The organism is Larsenimonas salina, assembly GCF_023736155.1.
GTDB classification, from domain to species: domain Bacteria; phylum Pseudomonadota; class Gammaproteobacteria; order Pseudomonadales; family Halomonadaceae; genus Larsenimonas; species Larsenimonas salina.
Genome location: NZ_JAMLJJ010000001.1, coordinates 627,972 through 647,669, shown reverse-complemented (window position 1 = coordinate 647,669; position 19,698 = coordinate 627,972). Strand labels below are relative to the sequence as shown.

General features: G+C 58.5%; 14 protein-coding genes. 10 read left to right on the top strand and 4 right to left on the bottom strand.

The window, feature by feature from the left end; all coding sequences use genetic code 11:
• The first annotated feature begins 32 nt into the window (after positions 1-32).
• Both apbC and dcd read left to right on the top strand, forming a co-directional pair.
• The gene (gene apbC / locus NAT23_RS03085; RefSeq protein WP_251925404.1) at positions 33-839 is read left to right on the top strand and encodes an iron-sulfur cluster carrier protein ApbC; all 807 of its coding nucleotides are present in this window, start codon (positions 33-35) and stop codon (positions 837-839) included.
• 103 nt (positions 840-942) lie between these two features.
• The gene (gene dcd, locus NAT23_RS03080; RefSeq protein WP_251590220.1) at positions 943-1,509 is read left to right on the top strand and encodes a dCTP deaminase; all 567 of its coding nucleotides are present in this window, start codon (positions 943-945) and stop codon (positions 1,507-1,509) included.
• A gap of 103 nt (positions 1,510-1,612) precedes the next feature.
• Here dcd and NAT23_RS03075 read toward each other — a convergent pair whose 3' ends face one another.
• Positions 1,613-2,626, bottom strand: coding sequence for a zinc-binding alcohol dehydrogenase family protein (locus NAT23_RS03075; protein WP_251925402.1), 1,014 nt, complete (start codon positions 2,624-2,626; stop codon positions 1,613-1,615).
• 62 nt (positions 2,627-2,688) lie between these two features.
• The gene (locus NAT23_RS03070; protein WP_251925400.1) at positions 2,689-3,663 is read right to left on the bottom strand and encodes a LysR family transcriptional regulator; all 975 of its coding nucleotides are present in this window, start codon (positions 3,661-3,663) and stop codon (positions 2,689-2,691) included.
• Positions 3,664-3,866: 203 nt separating this feature from the next.
• Here NAT23_RS03070 and NAT23_RS03065 point away from each other — a divergent pair, with 203 nt between their 5' ends.
• Entirely contained in the window at positions 3,867-5,282 is a 1,416-nt protein-coding gene (locus NAT23_RS03065) for an acetyl-CoA carboxylase biotin carboxylase subunit (protein WP_251925398.1), read from the top strand.
• Between the two features lie 46 nt (positions 5,283-5,328).
• Entirely contained in the window at positions 5,329-7,125 is a 1,797-nt protein-coding gene (oadA, locus tag NAT23_RS03060; RefSeq protein WP_251925396.1) for a sodium-extruding oxaloacetate decarboxylase subunit alpha, read from the top strand.
• A gap of 174 nt (positions 7,126-7,299) precedes the next feature.
• On the opposite strand, the gene pyk is transcribed toward oadA, so the two are convergent.
• Positions 7,300-8,769 (bottom strand): pyruvate kinase, encoded by a 1,470-nt coding sequence (pyk, locus tag NAT23_RS03055; RefSeq protein ID WP_251925393.1) that lies wholly within the window; start codon positions 8,767-8,769, stop codon positions 7,300-7,302.
• A gap of 344 nt (positions 8,770-9,113) precedes the next feature.
• Between pyk and topA the strand changes: the two genes are divergently transcribed.
• From topA to NAT23_RS03040, 3 genes are all read left to right on the top strand, one after another.
• The gene (gene topA / locus NAT23_RS03050) at positions 9,114-11,768 is read left to right on the top strand and encodes a type I DNA topoisomerase (RefSeq protein WP_251925391.1); all 2,655 of its coding nucleotides are present in this window, start codon (positions 9,114-9,116) and stop codon (positions 11,766-11,768) included.
• Positions 11,765-12,229 carry a DUF6586 family protein gene (locus NAT23_RS03045; protein WP_251925389.1) on the top strand — a complete coding sequence of 155 codons (465 nt, stop codon included), beginning with the start codon at positions 11,765-11,767 and terminating at the stop codon, positions 12,227-12,229. Before topA ends, NAT23_RS03045 begins: the two co-directional genes overlap by 4 nt.
• A 122-nt stretch (positions 12,230-12,351) precedes the next feature.
• On the top strand, positions 12,352-12,597 hold the full coding sequence (locus NAT23_RS03040; protein ID WP_251590211.1) for a hypothetical protein: 246 nt from the start codon (positions 12,352-12,354) through the stop codon (positions 12,595-12,597).
• A 72-nt stretch (positions 12,598-12,669) separates the two neighbouring features.
• Here the strand turns inward: NAT23_RS03040 and NAT23_RS03035 are convergent, their stop codons facing one another.
• Complete coding sequence (locus NAT23_RS03035) at positions 12,670-13,641, bottom strand: formate/nitrite transporter family protein (RefSeq protein WP_251925387.1); 972 nt, start codon at positions 13,639-13,641, stop codon at positions 12,670-12,672.
• A gap of 206 nt (positions 13,642-13,847) precedes the next feature.
• Here NAT23_RS03035 and NAT23_RS03030 point away from each other — a divergent pair, with 206 nt between their 5' ends.
• From NAT23_RS03030 to mdoH, 3 genes are all read left to right on the top strand, one after another.
• A complete protein-coding gene (locus NAT23_RS03030) occupies positions 13,848-15,041 on the top strand; it encodes a multidrug effflux MFS transporter (RefSeq protein ID WP_251925385.1) in 1,194 nt (397 codons plus the stop codon).
• A gap of 476 nt (positions 15,042-15,517) precedes the next feature.
• Positions 15,518-17,110, top strand: a complete 1,593-nt coding sequence (locus tag NAT23_RS03025; protein ID WP_350028300.1) for a glucan biosynthesis protein G — start codon at positions 15,518-15,520, stop codon at positions 17,108-17,110.
• Positions 17,103-19,610, top strand: a complete 2,508-nt coding sequence (gene mdoH / locus NAT23_RS03020; protein ID WP_251925382.1) for a glucans biosynthesis glucosyltransferase MdoH — start codon at positions 17,103-17,105, stop codon at positions 19,608-19,610. Before NAT23_RS03025 ends, mdoH begins: the two co-directional genes overlap by 8 nt.
• Positions 19,611-19,698: the final 88 nt, after the last annotated feature.

Sequence of the window (19,698 nt, the reverse complement as noted above, 5' to 3'; positions counted from 1 at the left end):
GGCCGATAAACACTATTGGCCAGGAGAAAGCCATGACGGAATCGATCAAGCGCATCGTGGCCGTCGCCTCGGGCAAGGGCGGCGTCGGGAAATCCACGGTCACGGCCAATCTGGCACTGGCCATGGCAGCCAAGGGCAAGCGGGTCGGCGTACTGGACGCTGATATCTACGGGCCGAGCCAGGCGCAGATGATGGGTGTTGATGCCAATACGCGCCCCAAGATCATCGATGAGAAAACCATGTTGCCGATCGAGGCGCACGGCATCAAATTGATGTCGATGGCGTTTCTGACCGACATCGAAACCGCGATGGTGTGGCGTGGGCCGATGGTCTCCGGTGCCTTTCAGCAGCTTCTGAACCAGACCCAGTGGGGCGAGCTCGATTATCTGTTCATCGACATGCCGCCAGGCACGGGCGACATTCAGCTGACGCTTGCACAAAAGGTCTCTGTATCCGGAGCGGTCATCGTGACCACGCCTCAGGATATCGCGCTTCTGGACGCTCGCCGAGGCATCGAGATGTTCAGAAAGGTCAAGGTGCCGGTCCTTGGGGTGGTCGAGAACATGAGCACGCATGTGTGCTCTCAGTGCGGTCACAGCGAGCCGATCTTTGGTGATGGTGGCGGCCAGCGGATTGCCGAGCGGTATCAGACGCCGCTTCTTGGGCAACTGCCGCTGTCGCTTGCCATTCGTGAACAGTCCGACGGTGGGCGGCCGACCGTCATCGCCGACCCCGAAGGCACCACGTTCGAGACGTTCTCATCCATCGTCGATCAGATCGATGACAGTCTGAATGCGGCAGGGGATCAGACCTCCGGTCCGTCGATCAGCTTTGAATAAGTGGCTTTGAACACGCGGTTTTGAATGAGCGGTTTTGAACAAGCGGTTTTGAATAAGTACAGGCGCGCTGCACGGTGCGCGCGCCCAGAGGTTAAGGAACGCAATGAGCATTAAATCGGACAACTGGATTCGTCGCATGGCGGCCCAGGAGCAGATGATCGAGCCGTTTGAATACGATCAGGTGCGCCAGGTCAACGGTCAGCGTGTCATCTCCTATGGCACCTCGAGCTACGGCTATGATGTTCGCTGCTCCGACGAGTTCAAGGTCTTTACCAACATTCACTCGGCAACCGTCGACCCCAAGAACTTTGACGACAAAAGCTTCGTCGACGTCAAGGGCGATGCGTGCGTCATCCCGCCCAATTCGTTCGCGCTGGCGCGCACGGTCGAGTATTTTCGTATTCCGCGCAATGTGCTGACGATCTGTCTGGGAAAATCGACCTATGCGCGCTGTGGCATTATCGTCAACGTCACGCCGCTCGAGCCCGAGTGGGAAGGCCATGTGACGCTCGAGTTTTCCAACACCACCAATCTGCCGGCCAAAATTCACGCCAATGAAGGCGTGGCGCAGATGCTGTTTCTCGAGTCCGATGAGGTGTGCGCGGTGTCCTACAAGGACCGCGGCGGCAAGTACCAGGGGCAGCGTGGGGTGACTCTTCCGCGAACCTGAGCGTTTTGTATTTGAGGCTTGGCCAATCGGCTGCCTAGGCTTGCATGAAAACGCCCCGCAAAATTGCGGGGCGTTTTCATGTATGCACGGCGCTTGACGGGCCTCAAGGGAGCTTGGTCAGCACCAGCTTGCCGATCGTGTGCCCTTCCTCCAGGCGCTTGTGCGTTCGGGCCAGATTTTCCGGGGTGAGCGGGCCCATGATTTCACCCAGGGTGGTCCGTACCGTGCCCGCATCCAAAAGGGCAGCCAGGCGCGTCAGAAGCTGGCCCTGACGCTCGGGCTTGGCGTTGTACATGCTGCGCGTGAACATGAACTCCCAGTGAAGCGTGGCCGATTTGGTCTGAAGCGCGGTGATGTTGGGCGGGTCATGGGCCTCGACAATGGCAAGGACCTGGCCGAAGGGGGCAATGCGCTCGACGATGGTGTCCCAGTGGACGTTCAAATCGTGGCAACAGAACACATAATCGACCGTCTCGATACCTGCGCGGTCGAGCTCTGAATCAAGCATGTGATGATCGAGCACGCGGTCGGCGCCGAGGCTTTCACACCACTGTCGAGACATGGTGCGCGAGGCGGTGGCTATCACCTCGAGACCGGTCAGCGCCTTGGCAAGCTGGATCACCATGGAGCCGACGCCGCCTGCCCCATTGATCACCAAGATCCGCTTTCCAGCGTGAGTGTTGGCGCCTTCCTCGAGGGCGAGCTTATCGAACAGGCCTTCCCAGGCGGTCAGCGAGGTCAGCGGCAGTGCCGCGATTTCGACCGGGTCGAGTCGGGTTGGGGCCTTGGCCACAAGGCGTGCATCGACGCATTGAAGCTCGCTGTTACAGCCTGGCTTGGTAACATCGCCTGCGTAATAGACGCGCTCGCCGACAGAAAAGTGGTCAATGCCATCACCCACGGCTTCAATCACACCGCAAGCGTCCCAGCCGAGCACGATCGGTGAATCGATGGGCATGAGATGGCCGGCCCGCACCTTGGTGTCGACCGGGTTGACCGAGACCGCCTCGATACGCACCAATACTTCGCCGTGTGCACACGATGGCGTATCGAGCGTTGATCGCGTGAAGGCGCCAGCGTCGACGTGTTCGGCACCAGAAGTCGTAAGCGCTTTCATGGGCATTCCTCGAGTTGTTGTTAGGGTGGGTCTAGCCTAGAGAGCGCACGGAGCCCCTGCAATCAGGGGGTGCACAAAAAGCTTGGCCCGAGCTTGGCCACCTGCGGTGAGCGAAAGTGCGCGTTGAGCTCTGGTAGGATCTCATGCAGAAAGCGCAAAAACAGTTCGGTCACAGGCGTGGGGTAACGGTCCTTGGGATAGACCGTGCACCAGGAGCGTCTGAGCGGAAACCCCGGAAGCTCTGGCGAGGCCAGAAGGCCCGAGCTCAGTTCAAGCGCGACCGCAAGGCGCGGCAGTACAGCAACCCCCAGGTGCGCCATGACGCCTTGTTTGATGGCCTCGTTGGCACCGAGTTCAAGCGTATGCGACAGCGACACCCGTTCACGCGTTGCAAACTCCTCGAACGCGATGCGTGTGCCGGAGCCGGGCTCACGCATCAGAATGAAGTAGCGTGCGAAGTCCTCAAGTGTGGGTCTGGCGCTGGTCATCAGGGGATGACCGGGCCAGACCACCGGAATCAATTCGTTATCGAGAATCGGCATGAAGGTCAGGTTTCGGTCGTCCGGCACCATGCCCATGATGACCAGGTCGTCTCGCCGCTCCGCCAGGCGTTCAAGCGCCTGGCCGCGATTGACGACGCGCAGGCGCACCTGAACTTCCGGATAGCGTGCACGAAAGCGGGCCAAGAGGTGGGGAACGACGTACTGCGCGGTACTGACGGCCGCGATATTGAGCTCGCCTCGAATCTTTCCGACCAGCTCGGAAAGCTCCATCTGAAGATTGGACACTTCGCCGAAGATGGCGCTGACGGAGTTGGCAAGGGCATCGGCGGGGGGGAGTACATGGAGTGTCTTGCCCGCGTATTTGAACAAAGACTGCTCGAGTGCCTGCTCGAGCTGGCGAATCTGGGCGCTTACGGCCGGCTGAGTCAGGCCAAGTTGCTCGGCCGCGCGGGAATAGGACTGCTGGCGATAAACGGCCTGGAAGACCTGAAGCTGCCTGAAGGTCAGTCTATTCAATAAGTTGACACGCGACATGACGCTTACCCGCCTACTTGGTTATAAGGAATACATTATAGGTTGGCAAAAAAATATCAACTTTTCTTTGGCATGATGGCTCGTTAGGGTGAGCCCACTGTGCTGCCTGCTTTCTCAAGTTTCAAAAAGCGGTACAAACACCACCAAAACCGGCACAACACGCAGCGCCCTGAAGGCCAAAAACAACATTTGGGAGAGCCCGCATGTTCAATAAGATTCTCATCGCCAACCGCGGTGAAATCGCAGTCCGTATTGTACGCGCCTGTGCGGAAATCGGCATCCGTAGTGTGGCCATCTATACCGAGCCAGATCGTTTTTCCCTGCATGTAAAAAGCGCCGACGAAGCGCACTTCATGGGCGAAGACCCGCTGGCGGGCTATCTGGATCCGAGGCGCATCGTCGATATGGCGCGCGAAACAGGGTGTGATGCGATCCACCCGGGCTACGGTTTCCTGTCGGAAAACGCTGAGTTCGCCCACATCTGTGAACAGGCCGGCATTCGATTCATCGGCCCAAGCGGCGATGTCATCTCAAAAATGGGCGACAAGACCGCCGCGCGCGCCTCGATGGTCAAGGCCGGCGTGCCGGTAACGCCAGGCTCCGAGGGTAACCTTGCAAGCCGTGACGAGGCGCTGGAACTGGCCGAAAAAATCGGCTACCCGGTAATGCTTAAGGCGACCTCTGGCGGCGGCGGTCGAGGTATTCGCCGCTGTGACAGCGCCGAGGATCTCCACTACGCCTGGGAGCGCGTTATTTCCGAGGCGACCAAGGCCTTCGGCAGTGCCGACGTGTTCATGGAAAAGTGTGTGGTCGACCCGCTGCACATCGAGGTTCAGATTCTCGCCGACAGCCACGGCAACGTGATTCATCTCTACGAGCGCGATTGCTCGATTCAGCGCCGTAATCAAAAACTCATCGAAATTGCGCCAAGCCCCCAGTTAACGCCCGAGCAGCGCACCTACGTCGGTGAGCAGGCGATCAAGGCCGCGCATGCGGTAGGCTATGAAAACGCAGGGACGGTTGAGTTTCTGGTGCGCGACAACGAAGTGTATTTCATGGAGATGAATACACGCGTTCAGGTTGAACACACGATCACCGAAGAAATTACCGGGGTCGACATCGTCCGCGAGCAGATCCGTATTGCTGCCGGCGAGACGCTGGCCTATCGCCAGGAAGACATCCAGTATCACGGCTTCGCGATGCAGTTTCGCATCAACGCAGAAGACCCCAAGAACGACTTCCTGCCGTCCTTTGGTCGCATCACGCGCTATTACGCACCGGGCGGGCCCGGCGTACGGACCGACACCGCGATTTATACCGGCTACGAAATCCCGCCTTACTTCGACTCGATGTGCCTCAAGCTGGTGGTGTGGGCGATGACCTGGGATGAGGTGTGCAATCGCGGCATTCGGGCGCTCAATGACATGCGCGTTCAGGGCGTCAAGACCACGGCACCGTATTATCAGGAAATCCTAAAGCACCCTCAGTTCAGAGGCTGCCATTTCAATACCAGCTTTGTGCCGAATCACGCCGAGCTTTTGAACTATTCCGTCAAGCGCCACCCTGAAGGCGTGGCACTTGCAATCGCTGCGGCCATTACAGCCCATGCCGGGCTTTGAACCGTACCTGTGACCCGATAAAAGAAACAATGAGTTAGGAGCACCCATGAGTTCAGTTCATCTGACCGACGTCGTGTTACGTGATGGCCACCAGTCCCTGATTGCCACCCGCATGCGCACCGACGATATGCTGCCGATCTGCGAAAGCCTCGACAAGATCGGTTACCACGCCCTCGAAGTCTGGGGAGGCGCGACCTTTGACGCGTGTGTTCGCTTCCTGAAAGAAGACCCCTGGGTGCGGCTCAAGAGCCTTAAGGAAGCGCTGCCGAACACGCCGCTTCAGATGCTGCTGCGTGGCCAGAACCTGCTGGGCTACCGCCATTACGCCGACGATGTCGTTACGGCGTTCGTCCACCGGGCGGCGGAAAATGGCATCGACATCTTCCGCGTGTTCGATGCCTTGAATGACTTGCGTAACCTTGAAACGGCCATGAAGGCGGTCAAGTCGGCCGGCAAGCACGCGCAAGGGACGATCTGCTATACGGTTAGCCCGGTGCATACGCTCGACCTCTATGTCGAGCAGGCGCATCGGCTGGTCGATATGGGCGCCGATTCCATCGCGATCAAGGACATGGCCGGGCTTTTGACGCCCTACGCCACCAAGGATCTGGTCGAGGCGCTGGTCAATGCTGTCGACGTGCCCATTCATTTGCACTCCCACGCGACCGCCGGGCTTGCGGCCCAGTGTCAGCTCAAGGCCATCGAGGCAGGCTGTCGTCACGTCGATACCTGTATCTCGGCCTTTGCCGGAGGGACCAGCCACCCGGCAACGGAGTCTTTGGTTGCCGCGCTTAAAGGAACCGAATTCGATACCGGCCTTGATCTTGAAGCGCTCAAGGACGTGGGCGATTACTTCCGTGAAGTGCGCAAGAAATACGCAGGCTTTGAAAGCGAATTCACCCGCGAGGACATCTCGGTTCAGATCAATCAGGTGCCCGGCGGCATGATGTCGAACCTGGCAAGCCAGATGAAAGAGCAGAATGCCCTGTCGCGCATTCGTGAGGTGTTCGATGAAATTCCCAAGGTCCGTCAGGATCTGGGGTATCCGCCGCTGGTCACGCCGACCTCTCAGATCGTCGGCACTCAGGCTGTGATGAACGTGCTGAGCGGTGAGCGCTACAAGACCATCACCAACGAAGTGAAGCGCTACCTGCAGGGCGGCTATGGCAAGTCACCGGCGGGCGTCGATCAGGCGCTCTTGAAGCAGGCGATCGGCAATGCCGATGTCGAAGAAGGCCGGCCGGCCGATCAACTGTCTCCGGAGATGGAGCGGCTGAAATCCACCATCGGCGATCTTGCGAAAAGCGAAGAGGACGTGCTGACCTATGCCATGTTCCCCGACATGGCCGAAACCTTCCTGCGTGAGCGCGAAGACGGTACGTTGACGCCCGAAGCCATTCCAGAGGCCGAAAGCGGTAACCGCCCGGTCAGCGAAGGGGTGCCGACCGAGTTCGTCATCGACGTGCACGGCGAATCCTACGAAGTTCAGATTACAGGTGTTGGCAGCGCACAAGGCAGCAAGCGCCGCGTATATCTGACGCTTGATGGCATGCCTGAAGAAGTAGTATTCGATGCCAAGGACACGTTTGTCGGCGGCACGACGGATTCCGGCCGTGCCAGGGCAAGTGCGGCGGGGCATGTGACGACGTCCATGCCGGGCAATATTGTTGACGTGCTGGTCAGTGAAGGCGATGAGGTCAAGGAAGGCCAGGCGGTTCTGATCACCGAGGCGATGAAAATGGAAACCGAAATCCAGGCCCGCGTCAGCGGTACGGTTCGGGCGATCCATGTGGCGAAGGGCGATCGCGTAACACCGGGTGAGGTTCTGATCGAAATCGAGTGAGCTGCATTGGGTGATGCACATGATGGGCCTGAAGGCCGGCCCATCGATGCACAAGCGGCAGAAGATAGCAGCAAATAAAAGCGGCGCCCTCGGGGCGCCGCTTTCGTTCAGGTTAAACGTTCATTTCGAGCGTTTAGTTCAAAAGACATGGGCGCCCTTGAGGCGCCTGAACCATCAGCCGATGTGGCTTCCAACCTGTACGATTTTCATCGAGTTTGTGCCGCCCTGCGCGTTGACGTGGTCGCCCCGCGTCAGGATGACGTAATCGCCATCGGAGGCGATGCCGCGATGCTTGAGTTCGGAAACGGCGCGCTGGTTGACCTCGCCGTTCGGCATGTCGTCGGTGTCGAACAGAATGGAGGTCACGCCACGGAACAGCGCCATACGACGCAGGGTGCGTGGGTGTCCCGAGAGGGCCACGATCGGCAGGCCCGAGCGAATACGCGAGGCAAGCAGCGGGGTGTAGCCGGTCTCGGTCATGCAGGCGATGGCTGCCACGCCCTTGAGATGGTTGGCGGCGTACATTGCAGACAGCGCCACGGTCTCATCGATACGGGTGAACCCTTCATTCATGCGGTGTTTGGATTCCTGCGCGGCGCGTTCGCGCTCGGCGCCCAGGCACAGCCGGTTCATGGCTTCGATCGTTTCGACCGGGTAGTTGCCGGCAGCGGTTTCGGCCGAGAGCATGACTGCGTCGGTGCCATCGAGGACGGCGTTAGCCACGTCGAAGACTTCGGCACGCGTCGGCAACGGCGACTCGATCATCGATTCCATCATCTGAGTGGCGGTGATGACGGCGCGATTAAGTTGGCGGGCGCGGGCGATCATGCGTTTTTGAACGCCGATCAGCTGTGCGTCACCGATTTCAACGCCCAGATCACCACGCGCGACCATGACCGCGTCGGAGGCCAGGATGATGCCATCAAGGGTTGCTTCGTCTTCGACCGCTTCGGCGCGCTCGACCTTGGCGACCAGCGCGATATCCCGACCTTCTTCACCGAGAAGCTGGCGGGCAAGCTTCATGTCTTCGCCCGAGCGGGGGAAAGAGACGGCCAGATAATCGACTTCAAGTTCGATGGCCGTTTTCATGTCGGCCTTGTCTTTATCGGTCAACGCCGCAGCGGACAGGCCGCCACCCTGCTTGTTGATGCCCTTGTTGTTGGACAGCTTGCCGCCGACCTTTACTCGGCATTCGATACGCGGTGCATTCACCGAGACGACTTCGAGTTCGACCCGGCCATCGTCGAGCATCAGGATGTCGCCGGCCTGGACGTCGTCGGCCAGTTCCTTGTAATCGCAACCGACTTCATTCTGGTCGCCCGCGTCGCGCTCGAGCGAGACGTCGATGACGAAATGCGCATCTTCCTCGAGGGTGATCGGGCCATCCTTGAAACGGGCAATACGGATTTTTGGCCCCTGAAGGTCACCCAGAATTGCAACGTTGCGCTGAAAACGGCTGGCGGCCTCGCGAACGGCTTCGACGCGACGGCGGTGATCGTCGGGGCTGCCATGGGAAAAGTTGAGACGAACGACGTCGACCCCGGCCTTGACCATGTCATCAAGCACACCGGGCTTGTCACTTGCAGGCCCTAGAGTGGACACGATCTTGGTACGACGAATAGGGTCGTGCAACGCATACGGCATGAGGTTTGTCTCCTTGGGCGGTAAATGCATGCAGAAAAAACTGCATTTGGCCACGCGCAAAGCAAGTGCTTCGCGATATCACGGTTCATTTCACCTTTGGCATTCTCTGCGGATTGGCAAAGGCGATTGGTTTTGCGTTATTACTTTAACACTAGATGCATCAAACTCGCCGCTGAATATTCCAATGCAGCGACGCCTCTGTCAAAGACTGTCCTTATATAGACCCGCCTTGCTTCGACTGGCGCTTGCCATGGCGCTCAGGTAGTGTAGGCGCATTTTTGAACATGCAGCAGCAGGCCATGCCTTGCTTGCTCCTGAGCTGCTGACGCGGGAGATGGAAAGCTATGGGTAAGTCACTGGTGATTGTCGAGTCGCCCGCAAAGGCCAAGACAATCAACAAATACCTCGGCAACGACTATGTGGTGAAGTCGAGCGTCGGTCATATTCGTGACCTGCCGACCAGCGGCTCCGCCAAATCGGCGACCGACCCGAGCGACCGCGCCAAACAGGCGGCAGCGACACGCAAGATGTCGCCGGAGGAAAAGGCCGTCTACAAACAGCAGAAAGCGCGTCAGCAGCTGATTCGTCGCATGGGCATCGATCCCTACAACAACTGGGATGCACGCTATGAGGTGCTGCCCGGCAAGGAAAAGGTGGTCGATGAGCTGAAGCGCCTGGCCGAAACCGCTGATGCTGTCTATCTCGCGACCGACCTTGACCGCGAAGGGGAAGCGATTGCCTGGCATCTTAAAGAGGTGATCGGTGGCGATGAATCCCGCTATCGCCGGGTGGTGTTCAACGAGATCACCAAAAACGCGATTCAAAACGCGTTCAAGACCCCGAGCGAGCTCAATACGGACCGCGTCAGTGCCCAGCAGGCGCGACGTTTTCTGGATCGCGTGGTCGGCTTCATGGTGTCGCCGCTTTTGTGGGGCAAGGTGGCCCGAGGGCTGTCGGCAGGGCGAGTGCAGTCGGTCGCGGTACGTCTGATCGTTGATCGTGAGCGAGAAATTCGTGCGTTCGTGCCGGAAGAGTTCTGGGACCTGCACGCGGATCTTGAAAGCAGCGGCAACCATCAGCTTCGTTTCGAGGTCGCTCGGCATCAGGGCAAGGCGTTCCGGCCCACTTCTGAGGCAGAAACCGACGCGCACTTGAAGGCGTTGCGCGGCGCAAGCTACGTGATTCGTGCCCGCGAGGACAAGCCGACCAGCAGCAAGCCGGGTGCGCCCTACATTACGTCGACGCTTCAGCAGGCGGCCAGTGGCCGGCTCGGGTTTTCGGTCAAGAAAACCATGACGCTCGCGCAGCGCTTGTATGAGGCCGGCTACATCACCTATATGCGTACCGACTCGACCAATTTGTCGAAAGACGCCGTCGAGATGGCGAGAGCGCACATCACCGAGCAGTACGGTGAGGCATACCTGCCCGAGTCACCGATTCTCTATTCCAGCAAGGAAGGGGCTCAGGAAGCGCACGAGGCGATTCGACCGAGTGATGTGAGCCGTACCGCAAGCGATTTGGCAGGAATGGAGCGTGACGCGGAGCGGCTTTACGAGCTGATCTGGCGCCAGTTCGTTGCATGTCAGATGGTGCCGGCCAGCTACAAGTCCACCACGCTCACGATCGAGACCGACGGCTATGAGCTGCGGGCGAAAGGCCGGGTTCTGGTGTTCGATGGTTATACCCGTGTTCAGCGCCCCGGCGGCAAACAGGACGACCAGGAACTGCCGGATCTCAAGGAGGGCGAACCCCTCACGCTCAAAAAGCTCGACCCCCAGCAGCACTTCACCAAGCCGGTAGCGCGCTATACCGAGGCAAGCCTGGTCAAGGAGCTTGAAAAGCGCGGCATCGGTCGCCCGTCCACCTATGCGGCCATCATCTCGACCATTCAGGAGCGTGGCTACGTCCGCCTTGAAAACCGTCGGTTCTACGCCGAAAAGCTCGGCGAGATCGTGACCGACCGGCTGACCGAGTCGTTCAAGAACTTGCTCGACTACGGGTTTACCGCCGAAATGGAAGGCGAGCTTGACGATGTCGCCGATGGCAAGCGTGACTGGAAGGCGCTGTTGGACGCATTCTACGGTGATTTCAGCCAAAAGCTTGCGCATGCCGAAAGCGAAGAGGGCATGCGGCCCAATACGCCGGTGGAGACCGACATCGACTGTCCCAACTGCGGCCGTCACATGCAGATTCGCACGGCCTCGACCGGCGTGTTTCTGGGCTGTTCAGGCTACAGTCTGCCGCCCAAGGAGCGCTGCAAGCAGACCATCGACCTGCTGCCGGGCGAAGAGGCGGTGGCGGCCGATGCCGATGAAGACGCTGAAACCGATGCGCTGCGCGCCAAGCGCCGTTGCCCGACCTGTGGCACCGCCATGGACAGCTACTTGATCGATGAGCATCGAAGGCTTCACGTCTGTGGCAACAGCCCGGACTGCAGCGGCTATGAAATCGAACACGGAAAGTTCCGCATCAAGGGCTACGAAGGCCCGACCATTGAGTGCGACAAGTGCGGGGCTGACATGCAGTTGAAGTCGGGCCGGTTCGGCAAGTACTTCGGCTGCACCAACGAGGCGTGCAAGAACACCCGCAAGCTTTTGAAAAGCGGCGAGCCGGCGCCGCCCAAGATGGACCCCATCGACATGCCGGAGCTTGCCTGTCAAAAGGTCGATGACCACTATGTGCTTCGTGACGGCGCCAGTGGCCTGTTCCTGGCCGCCAGTCAATTTCCGAAAAATCGCGAAACGCGTCCGCCTTTGGTCAGTGAGCTGAAGGCGCACAAGGACGAGCTGCCGGAAAAGTACCATTTCCTTTTGGGGGCACCGAGTCAGGACCCGGACGGTCGCGACGCGCAGATCCGATTCTCGCGCAAGACCAAGTCGCAGTACGTCATGACCGATAATGAAAGCGGCAAGGCGTCCGGCTGGAAGGCCACCTATGATGATGGCCGCTGGCAGGTGGAGGACAAGCGCAAGAAGCCGGCCAAGGGAGAGGGTGAATGAGTCAGCGCGGCGAAACCAATCAATGGCTTTATCACGCCGGGCTGCTTCTGGCACAGACGCCTCAAGGCCAGGATGACATCGAACACCGCGCGCAGCAGGCTGCATTCGAACGGGCGGCCGCGTTGATGCTCGAGCGCGGGCTTGTCTCGCTCTTGAGAGAACTCGACGATATGCGCGCCTGGGGCGTCGCTCACTGGCGTGAACAGCTTGCCGGCGAAGACATCGCCCAGGCTGAGCTCTCACAGATCAAGTCGCTGCTCACTGACGGTGACAGCTGGCTCTCACGGTTCATGAGTTGCCTCGATGCGATCGATGGTCGCCCGAGCGGGCCCGTCGCGGTGACCTCGAGCGCATCGATGATCGCGACATCGCGACGTACTCAGCGCGATACGGTGGATGACGCTGCGGGCGCACTAAAGGCGCTGGCTGGCGCCCTGCGCTCGACCAACGAGGAGTGGTGACGCTTCGCGCGCTTCGGTGGTAAACTGACGCTATTTGGCGACCATGGTCTTAACCATGGTCGTTTTTTATTCATGGCTGGCGGTTCCTAGCTGACCTGTTGGCCTGACAGATGAGGTGACCCGTGTCTGACACAGCCATACTTGAAATCGTCGAGCTCTCGAATGGTGAAGTGGTGCTTCGCCCATCCGACAGCGAGGATGAAGCACTGGTGAGCATCCGGTTTTCAGACGATGCCATCGATATGCTGCGCGACAGCCGGTTCGAAATCGCCCGCGAAATGATTGATCATGCGCTGACGCGCTCGAAGCTCTGGGAAAACGGTGAACCTTCTGACGACGAAGAACTTCCGTCCTCGACCGTGCACTGACGTTTTCGGTCGAAGACGATCACGAAAAAGGGCCGGCATACGCCGGCCCTTTTGTATGGCAAGACACCTTGATTACTTGCTGCGCTTGCCGTTGACGCGCTGCTTGTAGAGCCAGGCGCCGCGTTTGCCTTGGCGCTGTACATCCATGTCGTTTCGAATCTGGGCATGGCTTATTAACGCAAAGATGAATGTGCCGCCCATGATGTTGCCGAAAAGCGTCGGCAATCCGAAATGAAACAGGAAATCGCCCCAGGTGGCCTTGCCGTCGAACACAAGATAGAGCACTTCGCTTGAGCCTACGATGATGTGGGTAAACTCGCCGATCGCCACGAAATAGGTCACGATTAAAATGATCCAGACCTTGGCCTGCTCAACAGACGGCATGACCCACACAAGGGTCGCGATCAGCCAGCCGGCCACGATGCCCTTGGCGAACATCTCGAACGCCGAATTTTCCATGACATGCTCCCCGATGGTGACAAAGGATTCCGACACCTCGGTTGTAAACATGGGCAAATGCAAGAAGGTGAATGCGGCAAGCCCCGCGCCGACAATGTTGCCAAGAAGGACAACGCCCCATAACCGCAACAGACAGATCAGATTTTTAAGGTTCGGGTGGCTCATGGCCGGTAGAACCGCCGTGACGGTGTTTTCGGTAAATAGCTGTTGGCGAGCCAGAATCACGATGATGAAACCGAGGGTGTAGCCCAGGTTTTCGATCAGAAAGCTGACGCCTGAATCCGGCGGCAGGTGCGTGTGCAAAACGCCCTTGGCCATCATCGATGCGCTCATGGAAATGCCGGCGGCAATGGCCGACCACATCAGGGCAAAGGTGTCTCGCTCGAGCTCCTTCTCGCCGTCGATGCGAAGCCGTTCATGTACGGCGGCCGCCTGCGAGGGCAGATTTTTGGTGTCGAGCGCCTCACTGCCTTCATTTTGGCTTTCAAGGGCCTTTTCCTGCTCGTCGCGTGCCTGCGCCTTTGCACTGGCTTCGTGCTGTTCATCACTTGCTTGATTCGAGGGTGCGTTATTGTCACTGCCCATACAGTATCGGTGTCCATGCTGAGGAAAAGGCAATCGGGAGTTTGCGGGACGTGTACCGGTCAAGTCTTCAATATTAACAGAGGTCTGAAATACGCGATGTCGGATCGCTGCAGTTCAAACATGACCACCACACAATCAAGCAAACGGCCCTTTCTCTTTAACGTTTCTCTTTAATTTAGAACATTGCTCAAAAAAGGATAAGTCGTATGTCATCGGCGAGCGGCGGGCGTTTCTGGCCCGTACTTCTGGTACTTCTGGTCATGCTCACGCCGCTTGGCGTGGATATCTATCTGCCCTCGATGCCATTGATGCGCAGTGATTTCGAGGGCGATAACGCTGAGCTGCAGCTTACCATCACGCTTTTTTTGTTCACGGTCGGCATCGGGCAACTGTTGGTCGGGCCCTTGACCGATCGTCACGGGCGAAAGCGCTGGGCTTTGGCCGGCTGCTTTTTATACGCCCTCGGTGCGGTGCTGGGGGCGTTCTCCCCGACGCTTTCGTTGATGTATACCGCGCGCTTTCTACAGGGTATGGGGGCCTGTGTCGCAACCGTCGTTGCCTTCTCGGCGGTGCGAGATGCGTTCACACCTCAGCGCGGCGCACAGATCTACAGCTACTTGAATGGTTCGCTGTGCATCATTCCAGCGCTTGCACCGGCGCTTGGTGGCATGCTTGCAAGCCTTGCCGGCTGGCGAAGCACCTTTTTGTTCATGGCGGTTTTTGCGCTGTTGACCTGTGTGATGTGCGCTCGCTTTCTGCCTGAGACCCTACCTGCTTCAAAGCGCTCGCTCGGTACGCTTTATCATCTGCATCGATTTCTACCGATGCTCGCCTATGCACGGTTCATGTTCTTTGCAACGTTTGCCGCGATAGGTATGGGAGCAGTGCTTATTTACGTGACGGCCTCGCCGGTGCTGCTGGTTGATACGCTGGGATTGAGTCAGTGGCAGTTCGGGCTTGTGTTCGGGGCCAATGCCCTGATCAATGTCGTAAGCTTCTTCGGGGCGACGCGGTTGATCGAGCGACTGGGCCGTGTACCTACTTTTGTTGGCGGAACATGTCTGATTGTGGTTTCGGGCCTCATGTTCTTTCTCTCGTTCGCACTCTGGGGGACATCCGTGGTTGGCTTCATGGCACCGGTTGCGCTGTTCACGGCCGGGTTTTCCCTTGCACTCGGCTCGGCCGTCAGTTTGGCGCTCGAGGCGTTTCCTGACCGTGCAGGCAGTGCCTCGGCCCTGTTTGGGTGCTTTCAGATGAGCGGTGGGGCGGGGCTTGCCACGCTTTTTGCCCATGTGCCGGTCTCAGCGTATTTGGTGCTTGGTGGCGTGTGTGCACCGGTGGTCGGCGGTTTGCTCTGGTTGGGGTACATCAAACGCGTTTTTTCCTGTAAGTCCGAGTAAAAAACGGTCGAACATGTTTGAGGGATCGGTCTGGCTGGGTTGACCCTTTGTGTATTTGAGGGGGTAGCGGAAGTCTGTTGGCGAGGGCGCTGAGTAAGGCGATACGACTTTCGTTTTATGTTCCCGGAGTGTCTTCAGCGCGTTGACACCGTGATAGATACCGTTACCCCGGCACTGTGCCAGAGCGGGCGTTACGTGTTACGAGGACACATCGTGTTACGAATGGCAGATTGTCTTTGCTGCAAATCTGGTAGTCTGTTGTTTAGAACGGCGTTCTGCAGTCGTTAATAGCCTGACCAGACAATGCTAAGCACGTGTTATTACAGTAAAAGAAGATATTGCCTAAGCGTTGCCGGATATTGATTCGCTCAATGCTTTATAGCTTAATGCATGTGATTTAAGTCAAGATGCGCGTTGCCCTGTGCGTTTAGGCGCATCGATAATACCGAATCCAGACAGCGCATGAGGAGTCATCCGTGACGCACCATCGATCTTTTGAACGTTCAGAGTCCCCCCGAGCCTCCCATCGTCTCCCCCTTATCGCCTTCAGCCTCGCTTCTCTCCTTTGTGCTCAGCAGGCCTTCGCCTTTGGCTTTCAGGACGTAGCGGACCAGGCCAAGTCGCTTGCCAAGCAGAACTATTCCCAGCCGGAAAGCAACCTGTCCGATGAGCTTGCCAAGCTCAAGTACAAGGATTATGCAAAAATTCAGTTTAAAGCGGACAAGTCGCTTTGGCGCGATGAGAATCTGCCGTTTGATCTGAGCTTTTTCCATCAGGGCATGCACTACGATACGCCGGTGACCATCAACGAAATCGATGGACCGCAGGCCGATGATGTTCATGAGGTCAAATACTCCCCGGACGATTTCGACTTTGGCGATCTAAAGCTCGATAAGTCCAAGCTGTCCGATCTTGGTTTTGCAGGATTCAAGGTCAACTACCCGATCAACAGCGCCACGAAACAGGAAGTGATGGTCTTTCTGGGGGCGAGCTATTTCCGCGTGATCGGCGAGAACATGCGTTACGGTCTCTCCGGGCGCGGCCTTGCCATCGATACGGCGCTGTCCTCTGGTGAGGAGTTCCCGCGGTTCAAGGAGTTCTGGATTGCAAAGCCTGAAAAAGGCGACAAATACCTGACCATCTTTGCCCTGATGGACTCGCCGAGCATGACCGGCGCGTATCGTTTTATCCTGCGTCCGGGTGAAGACAGCGTCGTTGATGTCAAATCGCGCATCTTCCGTCGCCACGAAGTGACCAAGCTTGGTGTTGCACCGCTGACCAGCATGTTCCTGTTCGGGCCGAGTCAGCCTAATGGGCAACTTAACTATCGCCCGGCGATTCATGATTCAAACGGTCTCGCCGTGAATTCCGGTGACAATGACTGGCTCTGGCGCCCGCTGCAAAACCCCAAAAAGCTCCAGGTCAACTCCTTTGATGCCAATAGTCCGCGCGGCTTTGGTCTTCTGCAGCGAAGCCATGACTTCCACGATTATGAAGACCTGCACGACCGTTACGACCTGCGCCCGAGCGCCTGGATTCAGCCGACCAACGATTGGGGCCAAGGCCAGGTCGAGCTGGTGCAGATCCCGACGCCGAATGAAACCAACGACAACATCGTTGCCTACTGGCGTCCAACCAACCTTCCAGGCGTCGATCAGCCGCTCAATTACGACTACCGCATTAGCTGGACGTTGAACGAGCCGAAATACCATAGCCCGGACAACGCCTGGGTGTCCCAAACCCGCCGCAGCCAGGGCGAGGTGCTGCAGGATAATCTCATTCGCAAGAGCGACGGCACGACCGAATTCGTACTCGACTTCAAGGGTCCGAACCTCAAGTCGCTCGATGGCAGTAATACGCCAAAGGCCAACGTGAGTGCCGGAGACAACGGTGATATCAGCCGCACTGAGGTTCAAAAGAACCCCGCGACGGGTGGGTATCGTCTGACGCTTAACGTCAAGCCGAAAGACAACGCCAAGCCGATCGAGCTGCGTGCGTACCTGACGGATGGACAGGGCGGTGCACTGTCTGAAACCTGGAGCTACATGCTGCAAGCTGCCAATGAGTGATAACGTATCCGACATCAGTTTGGCTCAGGACTATCTCGAGCGCCTGGCGCTCGAGACCAGTGAGCCCAAGGAACGTCGAAAGCTGCTCTCGGGCAGCTCTTCGGACCTGACCCTTAGTCAACTCCACCGCTATCTAGGGACCACTGGGGATACCGCCGAGCCGGGGCAGGATCCAGCCAGTCTGAGCGTGCTCAGGCGGCTGGAACTGGCCTATGGTAGTTCCCCTTTGGCGCCGCCTGCCGTGCTGGGCCATGACCCCAAGGGGCGCGTACGCATCGCAACGGCGCCCCCGGTGAGCCGTGCATCGATGGCGCCCAAGCCTTGGACGACCAGTCCGTTCAAGCGCATGTCGAAGTCGATCAAGCTGAAGCGGGGTGAGATCAAACCGTGGCAGCGCAAGCAGCAGGCACCGGACGCGCCCAAGCGCTATCACTGGCAGAAGGTCGGTACGGCCAGGCGTTGGACGCTTGCGGTGCTGACCGTTGCGCAAAGCGCAATGGCGGTCATGTACATGACGTCGATTCTGCCGTACAAGGGCACCACGCCGCTCGAGATCGCGATTCTTGTGTTGTTCGCGTTGCTGTTTGCGTGGGTGTCGTCCGGGTTCTGGACCGCGCTCATGGGCTTTTTCCAGCTGCTCAAGGGACGTGATCGCTACAGCATCACGGCCTCGGCCACGCCCGATGCCGACATCGTAGACAGCGCACGTACCGCCCTGGTCATGCCGATCTGCAACGAGGATGTGGACCGCGTCTTTGCAGGCCTCAAGGCCACCTATGAGTCCGTGCAGAAAACCGGTCAGGGCCACCTGTTCGATTTCTACGTGTTGAGTGACACCTATGACCCCGAGCTGTGTCTGGCCGAGCAGCACGCGTGGATGCGGCTTTGCCGCGAGGTCGACGGGTTCGGGCGCATCTTCTATCGCCGTCGCCGACGTCGTGTAAAACGCAAGAGCGGCAACATCGACGACTTCTGTCGCCGGTGGGGCAGCCTCTATCGCTACATGCTGGTGCTTGACGCAGACAGTGTCATGACCGGTCACTGCCTCAAGCGCCTGGTGCAGCTGATGGAAGCCAATCCCGATGCTGGCATCATCCAGTCAGCGCCGGTGGCGGCGGGCAGTAATAACCTTTACTCGCGCCTTCAACAGTTTGCGACCAGTGTCTACGGGCCGCTCTTCACCGCGGGCCTTCACTTCTGGCAGCTGGGTGAGTCCCATTACTGGGGGCACAATGCGATCATTCGTGTTGAGCCGTTCATGTATTACTGCTCGCTTGCACCGCTTCCGGGCAAGGGCGCCCTGGCCGGCGAAATTCTCTCACACGATTTCGTTGAAGCCGCGCTGATGCGCCGTGCAGGCTGGGGTGTCTGGATTGCCTATGACCTGCCGGGAAGCTACGAGGAAATGCCGCCGAGCCTCCTGGAAGAACTTCAGCGCGATCGCCGCTGGTGTCACGGCAATTTGATGAATTTCCGATTGTTCATGGTGCGAGGCATGCACCCGGTACACCGCGCGGTCTTTCTGACCGGTGTCATGTCGTACCTGTCGGCACCGCTCTGGTTCTTATTCCTGGTGCTCTCGACCGTGATGCTTGGCATTCACACCATGTCGGAGCCGGTGTACTTCCCGGAACCTGGCATGCTGCACCCTCAATGGCCGGAATGGCATCCGGGCAAGGCGGTGGCGCTTTTCTCCACCACGCTGACCCTGCTGTTTCTGCCCAAGATCCTCAGTATCATCCTTTTGTGGGTCAAGGGCGCCAAGCTCTACGGCGGCCGTGCTCGGCTCGGGCTCAGTATGGTGCTTGAGTCACTTTTCTCGATGATGCTGGCCCCGGTGCGAATGCTCTTTCACACCCGATTCGTCTTGGCTGCGCTGCTCGGGATTCAGATCAAGTGGAAATCACCGTCGCGTGACAGCAGTGAAACGCCCTGGCGTGAAGCGGTTGTTCGTCACGGGCCACAAACGGTATTGGGTCTGGTCTGGACCGCGGGCGTTTGGTATCTCGACCCCCGGTTTCTCTGGTGGCTGGCTCCGATCGTTGGTGCGCTGATCCTGTCGATTCCGGTCTCGGTAATTTCAAGCAAGGTTGGCCTTGGCATCAAGAGTCGGCGCAAGCGGCTGTTTTTGATTCCGGAAGAGGCCAAGCCCGCGCGCGAGCTTCGGGCGACCAAGCGTTATGTTCGCCACGCTGAAGCGCTTCGGGAAACGCCGCGTTTCATCGATGCGGTGGTGGATCCGGTCGAAAACGCCTTCGCCTGTGCAATGGGCGTGGCTCGTCATGGTGAGTCGGACGCATTGGAGCGAAGCCGAAAGCGCTATCTCGAGGAAGTGCTCGAGCATGGCCCGCACGGAGTGCCCAACGCGCTCAAGCTTCAGCTGATCGACGACCCGATTCTCTTGTCTCGGCTGCACTATACGGTCTGGCAGGAGCGGGAGCGCTATCCGGAGTGGATCGATAACACCTATGTGCATCGACCCCCGCCCCGGTTCGTGTGATTACCGCGTCCTGTGACGTAAAAATAAAAACCCGGCCTTGGCCGGGTTTTTTTATGAGATGCACATTCATGAGATGCGCACAGTCTTG